This window comes from Maribacter hydrothermalis (assembly GCF_001913155.1).
GTDB lineage: Bacteria > Bacteroidota > Bacteroidia > Flavobacteriales > Flavobacteriaceae > Maribacter > Maribacter hydrothermalis.
Window position 1 is genome coordinate 80031 of the sequence record NZ_CP018760.1, and the last position, 20610, is coordinate 100640.

16 protein-coding genes are annotated in these 20610 nt (G+C 34.7%); 11 read left to right on the top strand and 5 right to left on the bottom strand.

Annotated elements, in window-relative coordinates; all coding sequences use genetic code 11:
* Positions 1 to 77: 77 nt before the first annotated feature.
* Both BTR34_RS00415 and BTR34_RS00420 read right to left on the bottom strand, forming a co-directional pair.
* Complete coding sequence (locus tag BTR34_RS00415) at positions 78 to 1253, bottom strand: GlmU family protein (protein ID WP_068484546.1); 1176 nt, start codon at positions 1251 to 1253, stop codon at positions 78 to 80.
* Between the two features lie 141 nt (positions 1254 to 1394).
* Complete coding sequence (locus BTR34_RS00420) at positions 1395 to 1667, bottom strand: type B 50S ribosomal protein L31 (protein ID WP_068485003.1); 273 nt, start codon at positions 1665 to 1667, stop codon at positions 1395 to 1397.
* Positions 1668 to 1850: 183 nt separating this feature from the next.
* Here BTR34_RS00420 and BTR34_RS00425 point away from each other — a divergent pair, with 183 nt between their 5' ends.
* The 7 genes from BTR34_RS00425 (at position 1851) to BTR34_RS00455 (ending at position 8623) form a co-directional block, all read left to right on the top strand.
* On the top strand, positions 1851 to 2375 hold the full coding sequence (locus BTR34_RS00425; RefSeq protein WP_068484545.1) for a DUF4199 domain-containing protein: 525 nt from the start codon (positions 1851 to 1853) through the stop codon (positions 2373 to 2375).
* 33 nt (positions 2376 to 2408) lie between these two features.
* Positions 2409 to 3368, top strand: coding sequence for a glycosyltransferase family 2 protein (locus BTR34_RS00430; protein WP_068484544.1), 960 nt, complete (start codon positions 2409 to 2411; stop codon positions 3366 to 3368).
* A 43-nt stretch (positions 3369 to 3411) separates the two neighbouring features.
* Positions 3412 to 5121, top strand: a complete 1710-nt coding sequence (locus BTR34_RS00435; protein WP_068484543.1) for a phospho-sugar mutase — start codon at positions 3412 to 3414, stop codon at positions 5119 to 5121.
* Positions 5121 to 6950: an ABC transporter ATP-binding protein gene (locus BTR34_RS00440; protein ID WP_068484542.1), complete on the top strand. Its 1830-nt coding sequence runs from the start codon at positions 5121 to 5123 to the stop codon at positions 6948 to 6950. The genes BTR34_RS00435 and BTR34_RS00440 overlap by 1 nt, the downstream gene beginning before the upstream one ends.
* A 160-nt stretch (positions 6951 to 7110) precedes the next feature.
* Complete coding sequence (locus tag BTR34_RS00445) at positions 7111 to 7653, top strand: RNA polymerase sigma factor (protein ID WP_068484541.1); 543 nt, start codon at positions 7111 to 7113, stop codon at positions 7651 to 7653.
* 33 nt (positions 7654 to 7686) lie between these two features.
* Positions 7687 to 8193, top strand: coding sequence for a hypothetical protein (locus BTR34_RS00450; protein ID WP_068484540.1), 507 nt, complete (start codon positions 7687 to 7689; stop codon positions 8191 to 8193).
* The gene (locus BTR34_RS00455; RefSeq protein WP_068484539.1) at positions 8186 to 8623 is read left to right on the top strand and encodes a hypothetical protein; all 438 of its coding nucleotides are present in this window, start codon (positions 8186 to 8188) and stop codon (positions 8621 to 8623) included. The genes BTR34_RS00450 and BTR34_RS00455 overlap by 8 nt, the downstream gene beginning before the upstream one ends.
* Here the strand turns inward: BTR34_RS00455 and BTR34_RS00460 are convergent, their stop codons facing one another.
* Positions 8624 to 9646, bottom strand: coding sequence for a WD40/YVTN/BNR-like repeat-containing protein (locus BTR34_RS00460; protein WP_068484538.1), 1023 nt, complete (start codon positions 9644 to 9646; stop codon positions 8624 to 8626).
* 155 nt (positions 9647 to 9801) lie between these two features.
* Here BTR34_RS00460 and BTR34_RS00465 point away from each other — a divergent pair, with 155 nt between their 5' ends.
* A complete protein-coding gene (locus BTR34_RS00465; RefSeq protein ID WP_068484537.1) occupies positions 9802 to 11016 on the top strand; it encodes an RsmB/NOP family class I SAM-dependent RNA methyltransferase in 1215 nt (404 codons plus the stop codon).
* 79 nt (positions 11017 to 11095) lie between these two features.
* Here the strand turns inward: BTR34_RS00465 and BTR34_RS00470 are convergent, their stop codons facing one another.
* Positions 11096 to 12688: a zinc-binding metallopeptidase family protein gene (locus BTR34_RS00470; protein ID WP_068484536.1), complete on the bottom strand. Its 1593-nt coding sequence runs from the start codon at positions 12686 to 12688 to the stop codon at positions 11096 to 11098.
* Between the two features lie 166 nt (positions 12689 to 12854).
* Complete coding sequence (locus BTR34_RS00475) at positions 12855 to 13229, bottom strand: winged helix-turn-helix transcriptional regulator (protein ID WP_068484535.1); 375 nt, start codon at positions 13227 to 13229, stop codon at positions 12855 to 12857.
* 275 nt (positions 13230 to 13504) lie between these two features.
* Here BTR34_RS00475 and purL point away from each other — a divergent pair, with 275 nt between their 5' ends.
* From purL to BTR34_RS00490, 3 genes are all read left to right on the top strand, one after another.
* Positions 13505 to 17224 (top strand): phosphoribosylformylglycinamidine synthase, encoded by a 3720-nt coding sequence (gene purL, locus BTR34_RS00480; protein WP_068484534.1) that lies wholly within the window; start codon positions 13505 to 13507, stop codon positions 17222 to 17224.
* A 710-nt stretch (positions 17225 to 17934) separates the two neighbouring features.
* Positions 17935 to 19707, top strand: coding sequence for an AMP-dependent synthetase/ligase (locus tag BTR34_RS00485; RefSeq protein ID WP_068484533.1), 1773 nt, complete (start codon positions 17935 to 17937; stop codon positions 19705 to 19707).
* Between the two features lie 462 nt (positions 19708 to 20169).
* On the top strand, positions 20170 to 20607 hold the full coding sequence (locus BTR34_RS00490) for a MarR family winged helix-turn-helix transcriptional regulator (RefSeq protein ID WP_068484532.1): 438 nt from the start codon (positions 20170 to 20172) through the stop codon (positions 20605 to 20607).
* Positions 20608 to 20610 lie beyond the last annotated feature (3 nt).

Genomic DNA, 20610 nt, shown 5'->3' on the forward strand with positions numbered 1-20610 from the left:
TCTCTTTGAGCGTGCAAAAATACTTAAACTTCACTTAGCTTTAAAAATCTAACTAATTGAATAGCAGTTAAAAATATTTAATAATTTCTCCACTTTTTAGTTATTTCAAATACATGGGTAAGAATATCGGCTTCAACATCATCAAACACTACTCCTCTTCTAGCCATCATTACTTTTGCAGCTTCGAATGCTTTCTCTGGTAAATATGCCATAAACCCAGAGGCTCCGCCCCAACTAAAGCTAGGTATGAAATTTCTTGGAAAACCAGGTACGTATATATTTGAATTTACACCAATTACGGTTCCTGTATTAAACATCGTATTTATAGCTGTCTTACTATGGTCACCCATCATAAGTCCACAAAATTGCAAACCTGTTTGTTCAAAACGTTCGGTTGCATAATCCCATAATCGAACTTTAGCATAGTTATTCTTTAGGTTAGAATTGTTGGAGTCCGCTCCTATATTGCACCATTCCCCTAAAACTGCATTTCCTAAATACCCCTCATGACCTTTACTAGAATATCCAAAAATAACAGAATTACTTACCTCTCCACATACTTTACTATAAGGCCCAATTGTATTTGCCCCGTAAAGTTTACCTCCCATTTTTATGACGGCATGCTCACAAAGCGCCAAACCACCTCGAATTAAACTCCCTTCCCAAATTTCAGAATCTTTACCAAGGTAAATGGGCCCGTCGGTAGCATTCAATATACTAAATTCTACTTTTGCGCCTTTTTCAAGAAAAATACGTTCTGGATGTATTAAGTGATTAGTTTTGGGAATAGGCTGACTTTTACGTCCTTTAGTTATCAAGTCAAAATCTATCTGTAAAATATCTGCATTTTTATCAAAAATATCCCAGGTATTATTTATTTGCAGAAACTCCCCATTAAAAGCAATAGTTTTTAATTTATTAATCTCATCGACACTTCTGGGCTTGCTACTGGAATATGCTATAATTAAATCATCAGATTTTAAAACTTCACCAACTTGCAACTCATTGACCGCTTTCACCATTGCCGTTGTAGGTAACACCGATGCATCAATAAAAATATTTACATCTTCTAATTGCAATGGGAATTTTATACTCAAGTAATCTTCTGTGAGTGACGAAGTAGAATTTTTCAAATAAAAATTCCATCGCTCACGTAAAGTCATTATGCCCACACGAATATCAGCAACTGGTCTTGTGAAAGTGAAGGGCAATAAATGATTCCTACGTGGACCATCAAAAAGAATAAAGTTCATACAAATTTATTTTTAACAAAATTAACAAATAACCTTTGTGCATTACTATTTAATAGATGAGTTCTATTATTTAAAAGTTAAATGAAACAGAAACGCCTTCGAAAATTTCGAAGGCGCTATACTATTTAAAGGAAAAAACTTTTATTCTTCTTCTTTTTTCTCCTCTTTCGTAAATTTCTTGTACTTGTTCTTGAACTTGTCAATACGACCAGCAGTATCCAAGAATTTAGCTTTACCAGTATAAAAAGGGTGAGAAGTTCTTGAAATTTCCAATTTTACCAATGGGTACTCAACACCATCTACTTCTAAAGTCTCTTTAGTGTCCGCTGTTGATTTAGTCAAAAATACTTCTTCATTAGACATGTCCTTAAAGGCCACTATCCTATAATTTTCTGGGTGTATATCTTTTTTCATTTTAAAAACTTTAATGCACCCATTCCGACGGGCACTCATTTTAAGGGTGCAAATTTAGTTAAAATCTATAAACGAGCAATTACAAATTGCAAAAAATAATTAAAATTAAATTTAATCATTTTTGTAACAATATTAGTTTTCTTAATACTAACTTAGAAAGTCAACCTTAAACCAATATATATTATGGAAGAAAATCAACCTAAAACTGGAAAATACGCATTAAATTTTGGATTACTTTTAGGAGTAACCAGTGTAGTGTTTGCATTTATGCTTTATACGGCCGACATGCATTACCAAGGAGGAACCGTTGTTATGCTTATTAGTCTAGGATTATCATTGGCCGCTTTACTAGTAGCTATGATTCAATTTAAAAAAGCAAATAATGGATTCATGACTTTTGGTCAAGCTCTCAAAATTGGAGTCGGAGTGTGTTTAATTGGTGGCATTATTGGTATCTTATTTAATCAAATTATGGCGAATGTCATTGATCCAGACATGATGGCAAAAGCTATGGAATTTCAAAAGAATCAGTTATTGGAGAATTCCAATATGACAGTAGAACAAGTAGATGCACAAATGGAAATGGGAAAACCTTTTACTACACCTACCATGCAAATAGTTTTTGGTCTAATATTCAGTTTGGTAATCGGTTTTGTACTTTCTTTAATTCCAGCATTCGTTTTAAAAAAGAATGAAAATCTTAACTAATTCGTACTTTTGACAGGAATACTAATATAACGCATGCAATTATCAATAGTAATTCCTTTACTTAACGAAGAAGAGTCGCTTGAAGAACTTCATGATTGGATTGTATCCGTAATGCAATCCAATCATTTTTCTTATGAAATACTATTTGTTGATGACGGGAGTACGGATAGCTCCTGGGATATTATTACAGATTTATCCAATCGAAACCCTCATGTAAAAGGTATTCACTTTCTACGTAATTTCGGAAAATCTCAAGCCCTGCACGCAGGATTTAAAGCGGTAAGCGGTGATGTCATCATTACTATGGATGCTGATTTACAAGATAACCCAGAAGAAATACCGGAACTATACAACATGGTAACCAATGAAGGTTATGAATTGGTCTCTGGCTGGAAAAAGAAACGTTACGATTCTATCATCTTCAAAAACACGCCATCAAAATTATTTAATTGGGCAGCCAGACGTACTTCGGGAGTGCGACTTCATGATTTTAACTGCGGTTTAAAAGCATACGCAAAAGACGTAGTAAAAAATATTGAAGTTTCTGGCGAAATGCATAGATACATACCTGTTCTTGCAAAGAATGCAGGTTTTTCAAAAATTGGTGAAAAGGTAGTACAACACCAAGCTCGTAAATACGGTAAAACAAAATTCGGAATGGAACGTTTCATAAATGGATTTCTAGATTTATTGACCATTTGGTTCGTTTCTAGATTTGGTAAACGACCTATGCACTTATTTGGAGCGTTAGGTGTTTTAATGTTCCTAATAGGATTCGGATTTGCTATTTATTTAGGTATAGATAAATTATTTATTAATCCGTTTGGAAGATTGATTACCGATCGTCCACAATTTTATATTTCATTGATAGCCATGGTTATAGGAACACAACTGTTCCTAGCCGGATTTATTGGAGAAATATTAATACGATCTAAGAAAGAAGAAAAAAGATATATTGTCTCCGAAGAATTAAACACCGCACTTTTAGAATAGTAAAATTCTTACTAACTTAATTGCACATAAAACTATAACCCAAATGGATAACATCCTTGATACCGCAAAAACCTGGCTTACCGATTTTTTCGACCCAGCCGTAAAGAAAGAAATTGAACATCTTATCGCTAATGATAAGGAAGAACTGAACGACCGTTTCTATAAAAATATGGAATTCGGTACCGGTGGTATGAGGGGTGTAATGGGCGTAGGTACCAATCGCATAAATAAATACACGTTGGGCAAAAGCACACAAGGACTTAGTAACTATCTAAATAAGGTGTATAAAGGGGAGGAAATTAAAGTAGTTATTGCTTTTGATTGCCGCCATAATAGCGATACATTGGCTAGAACGGTAGCTGAAGTTTTTTCTGCAAACAATATTAAAGTATACCTTTTTTCAGATTTGCGTACTACTCCTGAGCTTTCGTTCGCCGTAAGATATCTAAATTGCCATGCAGGTATTGTTTTAACGGCATCGCACAACCCACCAGAATATAATGGGTATAAAGTATACTGGACAGACGGCGGACAAATTGTTCCACCACAAGATGGAGCCATAATTTCCGAAATTAATGCACTTGGTTTTGAGGATATCAAATTCACGGCAAATGATAATTTAATTCAAGTTATCGATAAAGAAGTGGACGAAGCTTTTATAAAGCAATCTGTAGCTGCAGGTAACTTTAATGCTGCCGGTAAAAATGACTTTAAAATAGTTTTCACATCATTACATGGTACCTCCATAACTGCAATACCGGAAGTATTGAAACGAGGTGGATATGAAAATGTGACTATTATAGAAGAACAGGCTAAACCCGATGGAAATTTCCCAACGGTAAAATCCCCTAATCCAGAAGAATCCGAAGCACTTTCGATGGCTGTAAAAAAGGCCGAAGAAATTGGTGCTGATATGGTTGTAGGTACAGATCCAGATAGTGATCGTTTAGGTATTGCCGTTCGTAACTTAGAAGGTAAAATGGAAATTGTCAACGGAAACCAAGCAATGGTTTTAATGACAAAATTCCTTTTAGAAAAGAGAAAAGAAAAAGGTTTTAAAGGCAATGAATTTATTGCTACCACAATTGTTTCCACACCTATGATGGAAGCTATGGCGAAAGCATACGGCGTTGAATTTAAAACTGCGCTTACCGGCTTTAAATGGATTGGTAAAATGATTAAAGATTTCCCCCAGTCAGACTTTATTGGCGGTGGAGAAGAAAGTTTTGGTTATATGGTAGGTGATTTTGTTCGCGATAAGGATGCGGTTACTTCTACCCTATTGGCTTGTGAAATTGCTAGCCAAGCGAAAGCTAATGGCAGCTCTTTCTACAAAGATTTAATTCAATGTTATGTTGATTATGGTTTCTACAAAGAACATTTAGTTTCTATTACCAAAAAAGGTATTAGTGGTGCTGAAGAAATTAAGCAAATGTTGAAAGATTTCAAGGAAAACCCGGTGGAAACTGTAGCTGGTTCTAAAGTAAAGTGGATTGAAGATTACAACACTTCAACTGCCAAAAATGTATTGACGGGTGAAGAAATAACTATTGATATTCCAAAATCCAACGTTTTAATTTATGAAACTGAAGACGGTACAAGAATTGCCGCAAGACCAAGTGGAACGGAACCTAAGGTTAAATTCTACATCAGTACAAATACGAAATTAGAAAAAACTGAAGATTACAAAAAAGTATCGGCAGAACTTGATGATAAAATCAAAAATATTCTTGCTGAACTTAATTTAGGTTAATGAACTATTTCAAAAAGATTCTTCGTTTTGCGAAGCCATACAAGATATATGCAATTTTAAACATTATATCGAACATCTTTTATGCATTATTTTCAACATTGGCAATGATTTCATTATTTCCAATGTTGAATGTGCTTTTTAAACAAACAGAGAAAATATATACCAAACCACAATGGAACGGTATTTCTGATTTAAAAGATTACGTAACGGAATCATTAAACTTTTATATAACGCAACGAAGCGAGCAGAGTGATCCCGGTGAAGTATTAATGCTGATGGTAGGCTTAATAATTGCTATGTTCCTTTTAAAGAATCTTTTCAACTACCTAGCTATGTATTTTATTACATTTTTACGTAATGGTGTACTTAAAGATTTACGTAATGAATTGTACGACAAAACAGTAGAACTACCCATATCATATTATTCTGAAAAAAGAAAAGGTGATACGATTGCCCGTATAACCTCAGATGTATTAGAAATTCAACATTCTTTTTTATCAATATTAGAATTGATTGTTAGAGAGCCACTTACAATTATATTTACCATAATAGCCATGCTCGCTATAAGTCCTAAATTGACTTTGTTCGTATTTCTATTTCTTCCACTTTCAGGTTTTTTAATTTCATTAATTGGAAAATCATTAAAACGAAAATCTGACAAGGTTCAAAATGAACAAGGGTATTTTTTATCAATTTTAGAAGAAACATTAGGTGGATTACGAGTTATAAAAGCTTTTAATTCCGAATCGGTATTTGCTGAAAAATTTCAAGCTTCTACCAAACGATTTTTTAATTTTTCTAATAGCCTACTCAACCGGCAAAACTTGGCTTCGCCTACAAGTGAATTTTTTGGCATTGCAGCCATTGGAGTAATTCTGTGGTATGGCGGGCAAATGGTGCTTGTAGATAAAACATTGGAAGCTGAACTATTTATAACGTATATGGCATTGTCATATCAAATATTGACTCCTGCAAAAGCCATAAGTAAAGCTTCTTACGGAGTTAAAAAAGGAAACGCAGCTGCAGAACGTGTTTTAGAAATATTGGAGACAGAAAATCCTATTTCTGAAATTGAAAATCCTATCCACCTAGGAACATTTAATAAAGCAGTTAATATCAATAACATATCTTTTAAATATGAAGATGATTATGTATTAAAAAATTTTAGCCTAATTGTTGAAAAAGGAAAAACAGTTGCCTTAGTAGGGCAATCCGGTAGCGGTAAAAGTACCATTGCCAATCTAGTTACGCGATTCTACGATGTGAACGAAGGAACTATTAATATTGATGGCAATAATATTAAAGACCTTAGTAAAAAGTCGTTACGTGGTCTACTAGGACTGGTAACACAAGACTCCATCTTATTTAATGATACGGTTAAAAATAACATCGGATTAGGGAAAGAAAATGCTACTGACGACGAAATCATCGAAGCAGCAAAAATAGCAAACGCACATGATTTTATAATGGATCTGCCTAACGGTTATGATACCAATATTGGTGATAGCGGTAATAAGTTAAGTGGAGGTCAAAAGCAGCGATTATCCATTTCTAGAGCGGTATTAAAGAATCCGCCCATAATGATTTTGGATGAAGCTACTTCTGCTTTAGATACTGAAAGTGAACGCCTTGTTCAAGATGCTCTTGAAAAAATGATGAAAAACAGAACTTCAATTGTTATTGCACACCGACTTTCGACGATTCAAAATGCAGATACCATTGTCGTACTTCACAAAGGAGAAATTGTGGAGCAAGGCACGCATGCTGAACTTTTAGAGTTAAATGGGAGTTATATGAAACTAGTTCAGATGCAATCATTAACCTCCTAAAATTATGTCGTTCTTAAAATTCGACATATTATCTTGGAACTAGCCCGCTAGACTTTATAATAAGATTTATCTTTAAATTTCAATTGTCGAGTAAAAACCAATGCCGTATTAAACCTTTCCCTAACTTCATGGTCTAAGAATAAACAAACCTCATTTCTAGGTGATTGAAGAGGAAACATTAGTATTAGATTTAAAAACTAAAAGCAAGCAAGCACAAGCTTTTGAGGTATTGGTAAATACCTACAAAGAACGTTTGTACTGGCAGATACGAAGTATTGTATTAAGCCATGATGATGCTGATGATGTTTTACAGAACACTTTTATTAAAGTTTATAGAAATATAGACGGATTTAAAGGAGAAAGTAAACTCTTTTCTTGGATGTACCGTATTGCAACCAATGAAGCTTTGAATTTTATAAAACAACGAGCAAAACTGCAAGGTTTATCTGATACTGATTATCAAGATAAATTAGTATCCAACTTAGAGGCAGATGTCTATTTTGAGGGAGATGAAATTCAACTTCAACTTCAAAAAGCAATTGCCACACTACCTGAAAAGCAAAAATTGGTTTTTAATATGAAATACTTTCAAGAGCTGAAGTATGAAGAAATTTCAGAAATATTGGACACTTCTGTAGGGGGATTAAAAGCCTCATACCATTTAGCAGTTAAAAAATTAGAGCAGTATTTAAAAGAAGATTAAACCTTTTATACAATTGGGTGTCAAACTAATAACATGAACAAGAACAAAAAAAATCCGTTTAAAACTCCATCAGGCTATTTCGCTAGTTTTGAGGATAGATTAATGGGTAAATTATCTAAACCCGAAAACTCTATTCCAAAAGATAGTGCGTTTAAAGTGCCCGATAATTATTTTGAATCGTTCAATAAATCCCTTAAAGGAAAACTTGAGAATGAACCAAAGGTAATTCCGCTTTTTCCTATTAAAAAAATAATAGCCGTAGCTGCCTCAATTGCAGCTATTGTGCTCATAGCTTTAAATTACAATTGGAGTTCTTCAAGTGAATTAAGTTTTAGCGATTTGGCCAATACTGATATTGAAGCTTATTTTGAAAATAACGATTTTGAGCTTTCACCTTATGAAATTGCAGAGGTGTTACCTGTAACAGAAACAGAATTTTCAGATATGATGAGCTCTCCAATAGAGCATGAAAATATTTTGGATTATTTAAGTAATGATACTAATGATTTTGAAGAATTTAATTTGCAAGAAAATGAATAAGTTCGTACTACTTTTATTAATGTTTTTTACCGCTATATCTTTTGGTCAACACAAAAAGGATTGGGAGAAAATAAAGACATTAAAGATAGCTTACATCACGGAGAAACTTTCTTTAGACAGCAAGGAAGCTCAAGAGTTTTGGCCTGTTTATAATGAGTATGAAGAAAAGAGACACGCATTAATGCGTAAAGAACATAGCCAAATAAAAGATAAGCTTGATAATAGTGATGATTTATCTGAAAAAGATGCTGAAAAATTATTAAAACTTAAAGTCTCTATCGAAGAGGAGGAGGAAGAATTAGATAAGGCATTTCTTTTACATGTTAGTAAAGTTACATCTGCAAAAAAAGCATTGTTATTATTAAAAGCTGAAGAAGATTTTAAACGCGATTTAATTAAACAATACCGCCATAATAAAGGAGGTCGTTAATTACTTGAAAGTTAGTTTAGAAATTCGATTCTTACCCGCAGCATAAGCAACGGAATCATTCTGAAAGCGTAGAGTATAAAAAGATTCTTTTGACAGTTCTTTCCAACTCGCGCCCATATCAGATGAATATGATATTCCTGTAAAACCTACCGCGACAAGTCCTTTGCCGTTTGACGCAGGAACGAATTGAACACAGCTTTTGTAACCAGGCGCTTTACCATCTGCAATTAGATTCCACGTTTTTCCACCATCTTTGGTTATTGCCTTATTTGCTTTTGAACTATCAGGATTCGTGTAGTCTCCACCAATAGCAAATCCTAAATTTTCATCATAAAAATCAATTGAATAAATACCCTCAGTAGGTTCTGTATTTTGTATCGGGGTCTGATAGGCTTTCCATGTTTTTCCCTTATCCGAAGAAAATAAAATACGGCCCGCTGTAGTTGCTATCCAGATGCTATTACCTATTGTTTTAATGTTGGTATTACTTGCGGCAAAAGCGCCTTCACCCTCAATTCCCTCTGGTAATTGGGAACATGGTAGTTTAGACCACGATTTTCCACCATCCGAAGTTATGATAATACTTAAGCATCCGTCAACTGAATCCCCAATTGCAATTCCGTCCTTATCATTTAAAAAAGTCATAGCATCATAAAATACCCCTTCTCCCTCCTCTTTATATACCAGTTCCATTCGTCCTTTATCTCCTGTTTTATACAAAAGTGCTGGTGACTCAATCGAAAGCATAAAAAAATCTGTAGACGTATGGGCAACCGCTCTAAATGCCGGTACACTGGTATGGTATTTCTCAACATTGGCGCGCACTTTCCCCGAAGCTAAATCTACAGTTCCAAATGTGCCTTTATTAGCTGCGAAAGCCAAACTATTACCCATAAGTTCTATTGCTCTAATACTTAGCGAATCGGTATATATTGCTTCAATTTTTACCGAATTAAAGGGTGCTGTTGAAACACTTTCAGTGCATGAAAGTAACAAAACAAATAAAAGAAAGGTATAACGCATGGTGTTCTATTATAAAGTTCATCAAAAATAAATGGAATCGCTTCTAAAACAATACCTTTGCAGCCATAAATTTTTGGAGGACAAAAGCCTATCTAATCGATAATCAATCCAATTACGGCTTTAAACCTTATGATAAAGTAATAATAGCTATTCTAATGAAATTACATAGAAATTTGGTTTTTGCCGTAATCGACGCCTTAAACCTAATATTTAACGAAAATGAATACGCCGACAAGGTGGTTCAAAAAGTACTTAAATTTGACAAGCGGTGGGGAGCACGTGACCGTGGATTTATTGCGGAAACCACCTATGAAATGGTACGCTATAAAAGATTATATGCTGAAATCGCTGAAGTAAAAGCGCCATTTAGCAGATCAGATTTATTTCGTATGTGGGCCGTTTGGGCAATCTTAAAGGGAATTAAATTACCCGATTGGAAACAAATCGAACCAACTCCAGAAAGACGAATCAAAGGTAAATTCGATGAACTTTCTCAAATAAGAAAATTTAGAGAAGCTATCCCTGATTGGATTGACGATTTAGGTGAAAAAGCATTAGGTGATAAATTATGGACGGAAGAATTAGCTAAGCTTAACGAACCTGCCGAAGTAATTCTAAGAACAAATACTTTACGAACTACTAAAGAGGAATTACGTAAAGCTTTATTAGATGAAAATATTGTCGCAGAACCTATTAAAGGTTACCCGTCAGCTTTAAAATTAGTGGAAAGAGCAAATGTTTTTGTAACACAAGCTTTCAAAAATGGCATGTTCGAAGTGCAAGATGCCTCGTCCCAACTAGTTGCTGAATTTTTGGATATTGAACCAGGGCAACGAGTTGTTGATACATGTGCTGGTGCTGGCGGAAAATCATTGCACTTAGCGGCTTTAATGGAAAATAAAGGGCAATTGATTTCAATGGATATTTACGGAAGTAAATTAAAAGAATTGAAAAGACGCGCTAGACGTAATGGTGCTCATAATATTGAGGTTCGGGAAATAGATTCTACCAAAGTTTACAAAAAGCTTTATGGAAGTGCAGATAGAGTACTAATCGATGCACCTTGCACAGGATTAGGAGTTTTGAGAAGAAACCCCGATTCTAAATGGAAAATGCAGCCAGAATTTCTTGCCAAAATTATAAAAACACAACACGAAATCATTAGAAACTACAGTAAAATAGTGAAACCGGGTGGAAAAATGGTTTATGCTACATGCTCTATTTTACCTGAAGAAAATAGTCACCAAGTTCAATCATTTTTAAAATCCGAAGAAGGAAAAGACTTTACGCTGATAAAAGACAAAAAAATATACGCTTCTAAAAGCGGCTATGACGGATTCTATATGGCTTTGCTAGAGAAGAAAATCTAATTACTGCTTTATTACAAATTAAAAAGCCTTTTGACACATTTGTGTCGAAAGGCTTTTTCAATGGATAGTACTCAGTAACTTACTCTTTCAAAGTTGGATATTCAATTCCCAATTGTTCCAAATACGTATCATATTTAGTTTCATCATAATAGAATTTCTCTAGTGCTGGTCTAAACTGATCCTGTTTGTCCTTATTCAAGTAAATTGGTGGCATATCGCTTTCAGAAATCATAGGTTGGTATTTGGTTTCTTTTTGCTGCTCATTATTAAAATAATCCCACGCACCCTTCATTAGATCTGGCTTTAATAAAAAGTCAATTATAGTCATCGCCTCTACCTTCGCCCCTGCAACCACGCCCTTATGCGCAATTGGTGTTGCCATGGCAATTGCATTACTCCAATGGTGCCCTTGTAATCCTGGTATGTTTGATGGGTAGCTCAACGTTACTGTAGGCACTTTCCAAGAAATATCTCCTATATCATCGGAACCACCACTAATTGGCTCGAGAACAGGAAGTCCTAATTCGTCTAATTTCATAGATAATCCTTCTATTTTTTCCGAATTTACTTCAGTCTGAACTGCTTTTGCCAATTGCTGATCAGCGTCTGACCATTTTGGCAATCCTACATACTGAATATTTGAATACATAGTCTCTGCAATTACCTTATTGTAATGTCGTGGCCATGCCGTACCTAAAACTTTTGAGGTCATTGTAGTACCTGTCATTAATGCTGCACCTTTGGCCATATCATTGGCCATGGCATACATTTCCATAATTCCCTCATATTTAATATCTCTAAAATAAAACCATATCGCAGCTTTTGATGGTACTACATTTGGTTGATCACCAGCATCCGTAAAAATGGAATGCGAACGTTTTAGAGGATGCAGGTGCTCCCTTTTATAATTCCAAGCAATATTCATTAACTCCGCTGCATCTAAAGCACTTTTACCTCTCCATGGGGAACCAGCGGAATGTGCAGCTTCGCCGTCAAAAGAATATTCTACCGATATTAATCCTGTACCTCTTGTAGGACCGTAAGACACACCAAGGTTGTTACCAACATGGGTAAAAATGCACATATCAATATCATCAAAACGACCATCTCGCACATACCATGCTTTAGCAGCCACAAGCTCTTCTGCTATGCCTGGCCATACCAATAATGTACCGCCAATATTCTCACGTTCCATAATCTTTTTAACCGCTAATGCGGATGAAATATTCATTGGAATACCCGAATTATGACCTTCACCATGCCCAGGAGCTCCTTCTACAATTGGTTTGTGATAAGCCACACCTGGATATTGAGATGCTTTTGGAATACAATCTACATCGCTACCTAAGGCAATTGTAGGTCCTTCGCCATTGCTCCAGGTTGCAAACCAAGCGGTAGGAATTCCCGAGATGGAGTTTTCTATCTCAAATCCGTTTTCAGCAAGAATTCCGGTCAAATACTTCGAAGATTCCACTTCTTGAAAACCTAATTCTGAAAAGCTAAAAATTTTGTCGACCATTACCTGAGATTGCTTCTTGTTCTCTTCAACAATAGCGGCGACTTCCGTTTTTAATAGTTCAATTTGTTTGTTAGATCTTTTCTTTTGCGCATAAATGCCACTTAAGGTGAATAAACAGCATGCGACTGCTAATAGCGTAGTTCTTTGTTTCATATTGGTTTTTGAATTAGTTGCTAAAAGTTACATAAATTGATGATTACATGTACATAAACAATCATTTTTTATCTAATTCAAAATCAGAGTACACTATTTTAAGGTAATAGAATTTTAAATGGCATTAAAATCCAAATTTAAAAACATAAGGGTTATTTCAATAATATTAGAAAAGCGGCAATTGTTGATTTTTTGGAGCTTCTGGCATTACTGGTGCTTCTACTTTTTCTTCCAATTGTTTTTGACCCCAGCTGGTCATCGCCTTCACTACCGGAAGCAATGATTTACCTAGTGGAGTCAACGTATATTCTACTCGTGGTGGAATTTCACCATATAAAGTACGGTCCAAGATTCCAGATTTTTCCAAAGACTTTAATTGTTTGCTTAACATTTGGCGATTTATACCTTCAATTTCCGTGAAAAGCTTATTAAATCGATTGGTACCTTTACTAATATGATACAAAATTATTGGTTGCCACTTACCGCCTATCATATCCATACAATATTCAAGTGCCTCTGTATCCTTATTTTGCTTCGCCATGCTATTCTAATTTTTTAAACAACTAAATTTAGCTGTTTATTTTGAATTCAATTCAAGTCCAATAAACATACTATTATTATAGTTTGTTATTAAAATCCAATTTCCAGACTTTAAGATAATGCTATGTTAGTACTTTTGAGCCTGATGCTAAAGGTAAAACAAAGTCTTATTAATTTCATTAACAATTGCTGTTTAAAAGTGTTTCAGATTACCGTAAATAGTAAGTAGTAAAGCCTTAATTTTGTATTTCAAAAATAAATACCAGATACACTACAATGATTCACTTTTTTGGGGAACCTAGCAAAAAGGTTTTTGCGGTACAGACCGCTAAGGAGCTTTCATCTAAAGATACGAGTAAACTTATATGGTTGTTCGGCAACCAACCTAAAATAAATGCGGCGTCTCTTGACGCCTTTTTTGTTGGGCCTAGAGCCGCTATGATTACTCCTTGGAGTACCAATGCCACTGAAATTACTCAAAATATGGGCGTTTCCGGAATTATACGAATTGAAGAATTTAATGCCGTCGATGAACATTTTATGGGATTCGACCCTATGATTTCTCAGAAATACATCACGTTAAATCAAGAGGTTTTTGATATTCATGTAGCACCAAAACCTATATTAAACATTGAGGATATCGCTGCTTTCAACAAGCAAGAAGGATTAGCACTTAACAATGAAGAAGTTAATTACCTAGAAAACCTCAGCAAAAAGCTTGGTAGAAAGCTAACAGATTCTGAAGTATTCGGATTCAGTCAAGTGAATTCCGAACATTGTAGACACAAAATATTCAATGGCACTTTCGTAATTGACGGTAAAGAAATGCCTTCTTCTTTATTTAAATTAATTAAGAAAACATCACAAGAGTTCCCTAATGATATCGTATCTGCCTATAAAGACAATGTTGCCTTTATAAAAGGACCTAGAGTGATGCAGTTTGCTCCCAAAACAGCAGACAAGCCCGATTTTTATCAGGAAAAAGAGTTTGACTCCGTTATTTCAATAAAAGCGGAAACACACAACTTCCCTACTACCGTAGAGCCTTTTAATGGCGCTGCTACTGGTGCAGGTGGAGAAATTAGAGATAGATTAGCTGGTGGTAAAGGTTCTTTACCTCTTGCCGGAACTGCTGTATATATGACCGCCTATTCTCGTTTAGAGAAAGAAAGACCTTGGGAAAAAGGAATGAAAGAGAGAGATTGGCTATACCAAACTCCTATAGACATCCTTATAAAAGCCTCTAATGGCGCATCTGATTTTGGTAATAAATTTGGACAGCCTTTAATCACTGGATCTGTACTAACTTTTGAGCATGATGAGGCTTCTACGCCGTTTGAAACTTCTGAAGACCAGACTTCGGCTATACTCAGTCACCGTAAGTTAGGGTATGACAAAGTAATTATGCAAGCTGGTGGTATAGGATACGGTAAAGTAGAGCAAGCAATAAAAGACAAACCTGAAACAGGTAATAAAATAGTAATATTAGGTGGAGACAATTACCGAATTGGTATGGGTGGCGCTGCAGTTTCAAGTGCAGATACGGGCGAATTTAGCTCTGCAATTGAACTAAATGCAGTACAACGCTCTAATCCTGAAATGCAAAAAAGAGCTGCCAATGCCATACGCGGCATGGTAGAGAGTGATAAAAATACCATTGTTTCTATTCATGATCATGGAGCTGGCGGACACCTTAACTGTTTATCTGAATTAGTTGAGGAAACTGGTGGTAAAATAGATTTAGACAAGTTACCTGTGGGCGACCCTACCCTATCTGCCAAAGAAATAATCGGAAACGAATCCCAAGAACGTATGGGTCTTGTTATTAGTAAAAAAGATATTGACCTTCTTAAACGTATTGCCGATCGTGAGCGTTCTCCAATGTACGAAGTTGGTGATGTTACCGGTGATGACCGATTTACTTTTGAATCTAAAACTAACGGTGCCAAGCCGATGGATTTGGCATTATCGGATATGTTCGGTAGTTCTCCAAAAACGGTGATGACGGATAGTACCGTTAAAAGAGATTATAAAAATGCGGAGTATTCATTAGAATTTTTCCATGATTATTTAGATGCTGTTCTTCAGCTTGAGGCTGTAGCCAGTAAAGATTGGCTTACTAACAAAGTCGACCGTTGTGTTGGTGGTCGTGTTGCAAAACAACAATGTGTTGGTCCGTTGCAATTACCGCTGAACAACTGTGGAGTAATGTCGTTGGATTTTAAAGGAAAAGAAGGTATTGCCACTAGTATTGGGCACTCCCCTATTTCTGCCTTAATTGACCCTGCGGCAGGTAGTAAAAATAGTATTGCAGAATCGTTGACCAATTTAGTTTGGGCTCCGTTAAAAGACGGACTGGCATCTGTTTCACTTTCTGCTAATTGGATGTGGCCATGTAAAAATGAAGGTGAAGATGCCCGTTTATACAAAGCAGTACAAGCAGTATCTGATTTTGCTATCGATTTAGGAATTAATGTACCTACAGGAAAGGATTCCCTTTCCATGAAACAAAAATATAAAGATGGTGATGTCATTTCCCCCGGTACCGTAGTTATTTCGGCTGCTGGTAACTGTAGCGATATCAGCAAGGTTGTTGAACCTGTTTTACAGATAGATGGTGGTGATATTTATTATATCAACCTCTCTAAAGACAACTTTAAATTAGGTGGCTCATCTTTTGCCCAAACTAGAAATAGTATTGGTAACGAAACTCCAACCATCACTGATTCCGCTTACTTCAAAACTGTTTTTAATACGATTCAAACTTTAATTAAAGAAGATAAAATAGTAGCAGGACATGATGTTGCTTCTGGCGGATTGATTACTACACTTTTAGAATTATGTTTTGCAGATACTGATTTAGGAGCAAATCTTGACCTTACAAGTTTAGGTGAAGCTGATACAATTAAAGTATTATTTTCTGAAAACGCAGGTATAGTTTTTCAAGCGAAAGATGATAGCATTGAAGCTATTTTAAAATCTAAGAATATTGATGCCAAGAAAATAGGAACTGTTGCTAACGAAGCGACACTTACCGTTAAAAATAACGGTATGGAAATGGGACTTAATATTGAAACCCTTCGTGATACTTGGTTCAAAACATCGTATTTACTAGACAATCAGCAAACTGCAAATGGTTTGGCTAAATATAGATTTGATAATTATAAGGTTCAGCCTTTACTATATCAATTTCTAAATTCTGCATCAATAACGTTACCAAACCGTTCAGAAGCTTCAGGTAACGGCAGACCAAAAGCAGCTATTCTACGTGAAAAAGGAAGTAACTCTGAGCGTGAAATGGCAAATGCTATGTATTTAGCCGGATTTGATGTAAAAGATGTTCACATGACCGATTTAATTTCTGGTCGTGAGAATTTAGAGGATATTCAATTCTTGGGTGCTGTTGGTGGTTTCTCTAACTCTGATGTGCTAGGAAGTGCAAAAGGATGGGCAGGTGCTATTAAATACAACGAAAAGGCTAATACGGTCATCAAAAACTTCTTTGCTAGACCAGATACGTTATCTGTTGGTATTTGCAATGGTTGTCAATTGTTCATGGAATTAGACCTTATCAATCCTGAACACGTATCTCATGGTAAGATGACTTACAACGATTCTCATAAGCACGAGAGTAATTTTACTTCTGTAGAAATTCAGAAAAATAACTCTGTAATGCTTTCTTCGTTAGAAGGAAGTAAACTTGGTGTATGGATTTCTCATGGTGAAGGTAAATTTGCTTTACCGTTATCAGAAGATAATTATGATATTGTAGCCAAGTACGGTTATGAAGGTTATCCTGCAAATCCGAATGGTAGTGATTTCAACACTGCAATGCTTTGCGATAAAACTGGTCGTCACTTAGTAACTATGCCACATATTGAACGCTCTATTTTTCCATGGAACTGGGCGTATTATCCATCGGATAGAAACGATGAGGTTTCACCATGGTTAGAAGCATTCCATAATGCTAAAAAGTGGGTAGATAATCAGAAATAAACATTTTTAACTCAAATAAATACTAAAGCTGTGCACTCCCAATTCTGGAGTACACAGCTTTTTTTACAACCAAAACGTATTATATAACTAATAGCCTACTCTTTCAAAACTTATCACTAGAATTATAAAATTTTTATAACAATAACCATAGGACTAAATCTTTCCATTTTATAATTAACTGATTTTGTCAGCCAATACTATCTTCTTCTATATTAACACAAATTCGCATTTATTTCAAAAAATCTAAGCTAGACCATTCGATTTTCAAATTTGGGTAAAAAACTATATTATTTATATAGTATAAACTGATTGTAACTATGTATAAAGAAATGATTACTAATAAACTTACGATGCGCATAAACCTTAAGATCAACACTAGATTAAGAACTAAAACCAGCTCAAAAGTTATAAATACCTACAACTGAAATATCCTCATAATAAACATCTTTATCGTTTAGAACAACACCTTGTATATTGCCAATCCTAATATTAAATCTAAATTATAAGGATAAATAAATTTCTTATAAAAACATTAATTACATTGTTAAAAGGTTCAATTGCAATTTATTGTAGTTAAATAGTAAAATATATTAATCCACATTTAAAAATTTTTATTAAGAAATTAATGATCGTTTCCACTTTTATTTATTAATCCAATTTTAAAATTCGCTATTGATTCACTAATTTGCATTTCTATTTATAAACTCCGTATGCAAAAAGTTACCCGACTGTTCGACCTCCCCTATTATCAGTTAGAGCAATATCCTTTAGAAATGTCACTTGTGTCAAAAAAGGATGGAAAGTGGATGAGTACATCTACCCAAGAATATATAGATAAAGCCAATGCAATAAGTCGTGGGTTATTACGATTAGGAGTTAAACCAAATGATAAAATTGCAGTAATATCCCTTACCAATAGAACAGAATGGAATATTATGGATATTGGCGTTTTACAGCTAGGAGCGCAAAATGTACCTGTATACCCTACAATATCCGAGGAAGATTATGCATATGTTTTAAACCATTCTGAAGCAAAGTTTTGTTTTGTTTCTTGTGGTGAGGTTTATGATAAAGTTACTGCTATTAAAGACCAAGTTATAAGTCTAGAAAAAATCTATTCTTTTGATGAATTATCAAATTGTGAAAACTGGGACAAAGTATTAGAACTTGGTACAGATACATCTAACCAAGAGGATGTAGAAAAATTAAAAGAAAAAGTTAAACCCTATGATTTAGCTACTCTTATATATACATCAGGAACAACTGGCCGACCTAAAGGAGTAATGTTATCGCACGATAATTTGGTAAGCAACGCCATTGAGAGCTCTAAACGTTTTCCCATAGAAGATGGAAACACCAAGGCGTTAAGTTTTTTACCCTTATGTCATGTATATGAGCGAATGATTATCTACTTATACCAATACAGAGGTGTAACCATATATTATGCAGAGTCACTTGAAAAAATCAGCGATAATCTAAAAGAAACAAGTCCACATGTAATGACAGCGGTTCCTAGATTATTAGAAAAAGTATATGATAAAATATATGCCAAAGGAGCTGAGTTAGCAGGAATAAAAAAGAAACTTTTCTTCTGGGCTGTAGACCTAGGACTTAAATATGAACCATACGGACAAAATGGATGGTGGTATGAAATGCAGTTATCTCTTGCGCGAAAATTAATTTTCAGTAAATGGAAAGAAGGTCTTGGTGGAAACCTAAATCTTATAGCCTCGGGGAGTGCCGCTTTACAACCAAGATTAGCACGTATTTTTAATGCTGCAGAATTTGGACTTATGGAAGGCTACGGACTATCTGAAACATCGCCAGTGGTTTCCGTAAATGACATGCGAAAAGAAGGTTTTCGAATTGGCACCGTGGGTAAGCCTATTGACAGAACAGAAGTAAAAATAGCTGAAGATGGTGAAATTTGTATAAAGGGACCTCAAGTAATGTTAGGATATTATAAAGATTCTGAAAAAACAAAAGAAGTTATTGTTGACGGTTATTTCCTTACCGGTGATATTGGCGAATTAGACTCGGACGGTTTTCTTAGAATAACAGACCGTAAAAAAGAGATGTTTAAAACATCGGGGGGTAAATATGTTGCTCCACAGCTTTTAGAGAACAGGTTCAAACAATCACTCTTTATTGAGCAAATTATGGTTATTGGTGAAGGTGAAAAAATGCCTGCCGCATTAATACAACCAAATTTTGAACATATTAAAGAATGGGCAAAAAGAAAGCATATTTCTGTTGGCGAAAATATGGATATTGTATCTAATGAAAAGGTTATAGCTAGAATTGAAGAGGAAGTTGCTCATGCCAACGAAAGTTTTGCTAAATGGGAAAAAATTAAACAGTTTAGACTAACTCCCGATGTTTGGAGTATAGATGGTGGTCACCTTACTCCAACTATGAAAATGAAGAGAAAAATTATTAAAGAAAAATATATTGCACTTTATAATGATATATACGAACATTAATTAGGTAGAAGATTATAGTCATATATTTAATAAAAATTCATACCAAAAATATACAACTACTCAACTAAAAAAATTCGAGATAGATTGCTCTTTTGTGGTATTGCAGGTTTGGCAGTAATGTGTTATCTATTGAATATTGGACTTTATCAAAGTAATAATAATCAAATTAGTATATCAATTTATTTGGTCCCATAGTTATGTTGCCATTAATTTTTAATTCCTTAATTGACAAATAACTTAAATAATGAAAATAATATTTTCTTCAATTCTCATTTACTTGATATTCGTGCTTTAACTGCTTCTGCATCTGCGTCGAAATCGTAATTAAATTTTCAATTCTATGACTCGCAGCTTGTCTTGAAGATCTTTATTCCTAGCGAGCTTTTAAAATTCTTAATATTTTACAAATTTATTATGCATGCATAATAAATTTGATTATATTTGGTGACCAACCACCAAAGTATGAAGGAAGCAACAATTGATTATGCCTTAAGAGCTACGTGGCAAGCGGTAGCTAGAATGTATAATGAAGAAGCTAAAAATTTCGATTCTACTATGGCAGTAGGCTTCACATTATTGAGTATTGACCCAAAGGTAGGCACCCCCTCTACATCATTAGGTCCAAAAATGGGAATGGAAGCTACAAGCCTTTCAAGAATATTGAAAAGCATGGAAAAAAAAGGACTCATTTTAAGAAAACCAAATCCTAATGATGGACGCGGTGTCCTCATTTACTTAACCGATTTTGGTTTAGAAAAAAGAAATGATTCCAAAAGTAGGGTAATTCAGTTTAATGAAGCGGTACAAAATGAGCTTTCTGAAGAAAAATTAACAACCTTTTTTGAGGTAACGGACACCATTAATAAGTTGATATCAGATAAAAAATTTTTTACAAAATAATAT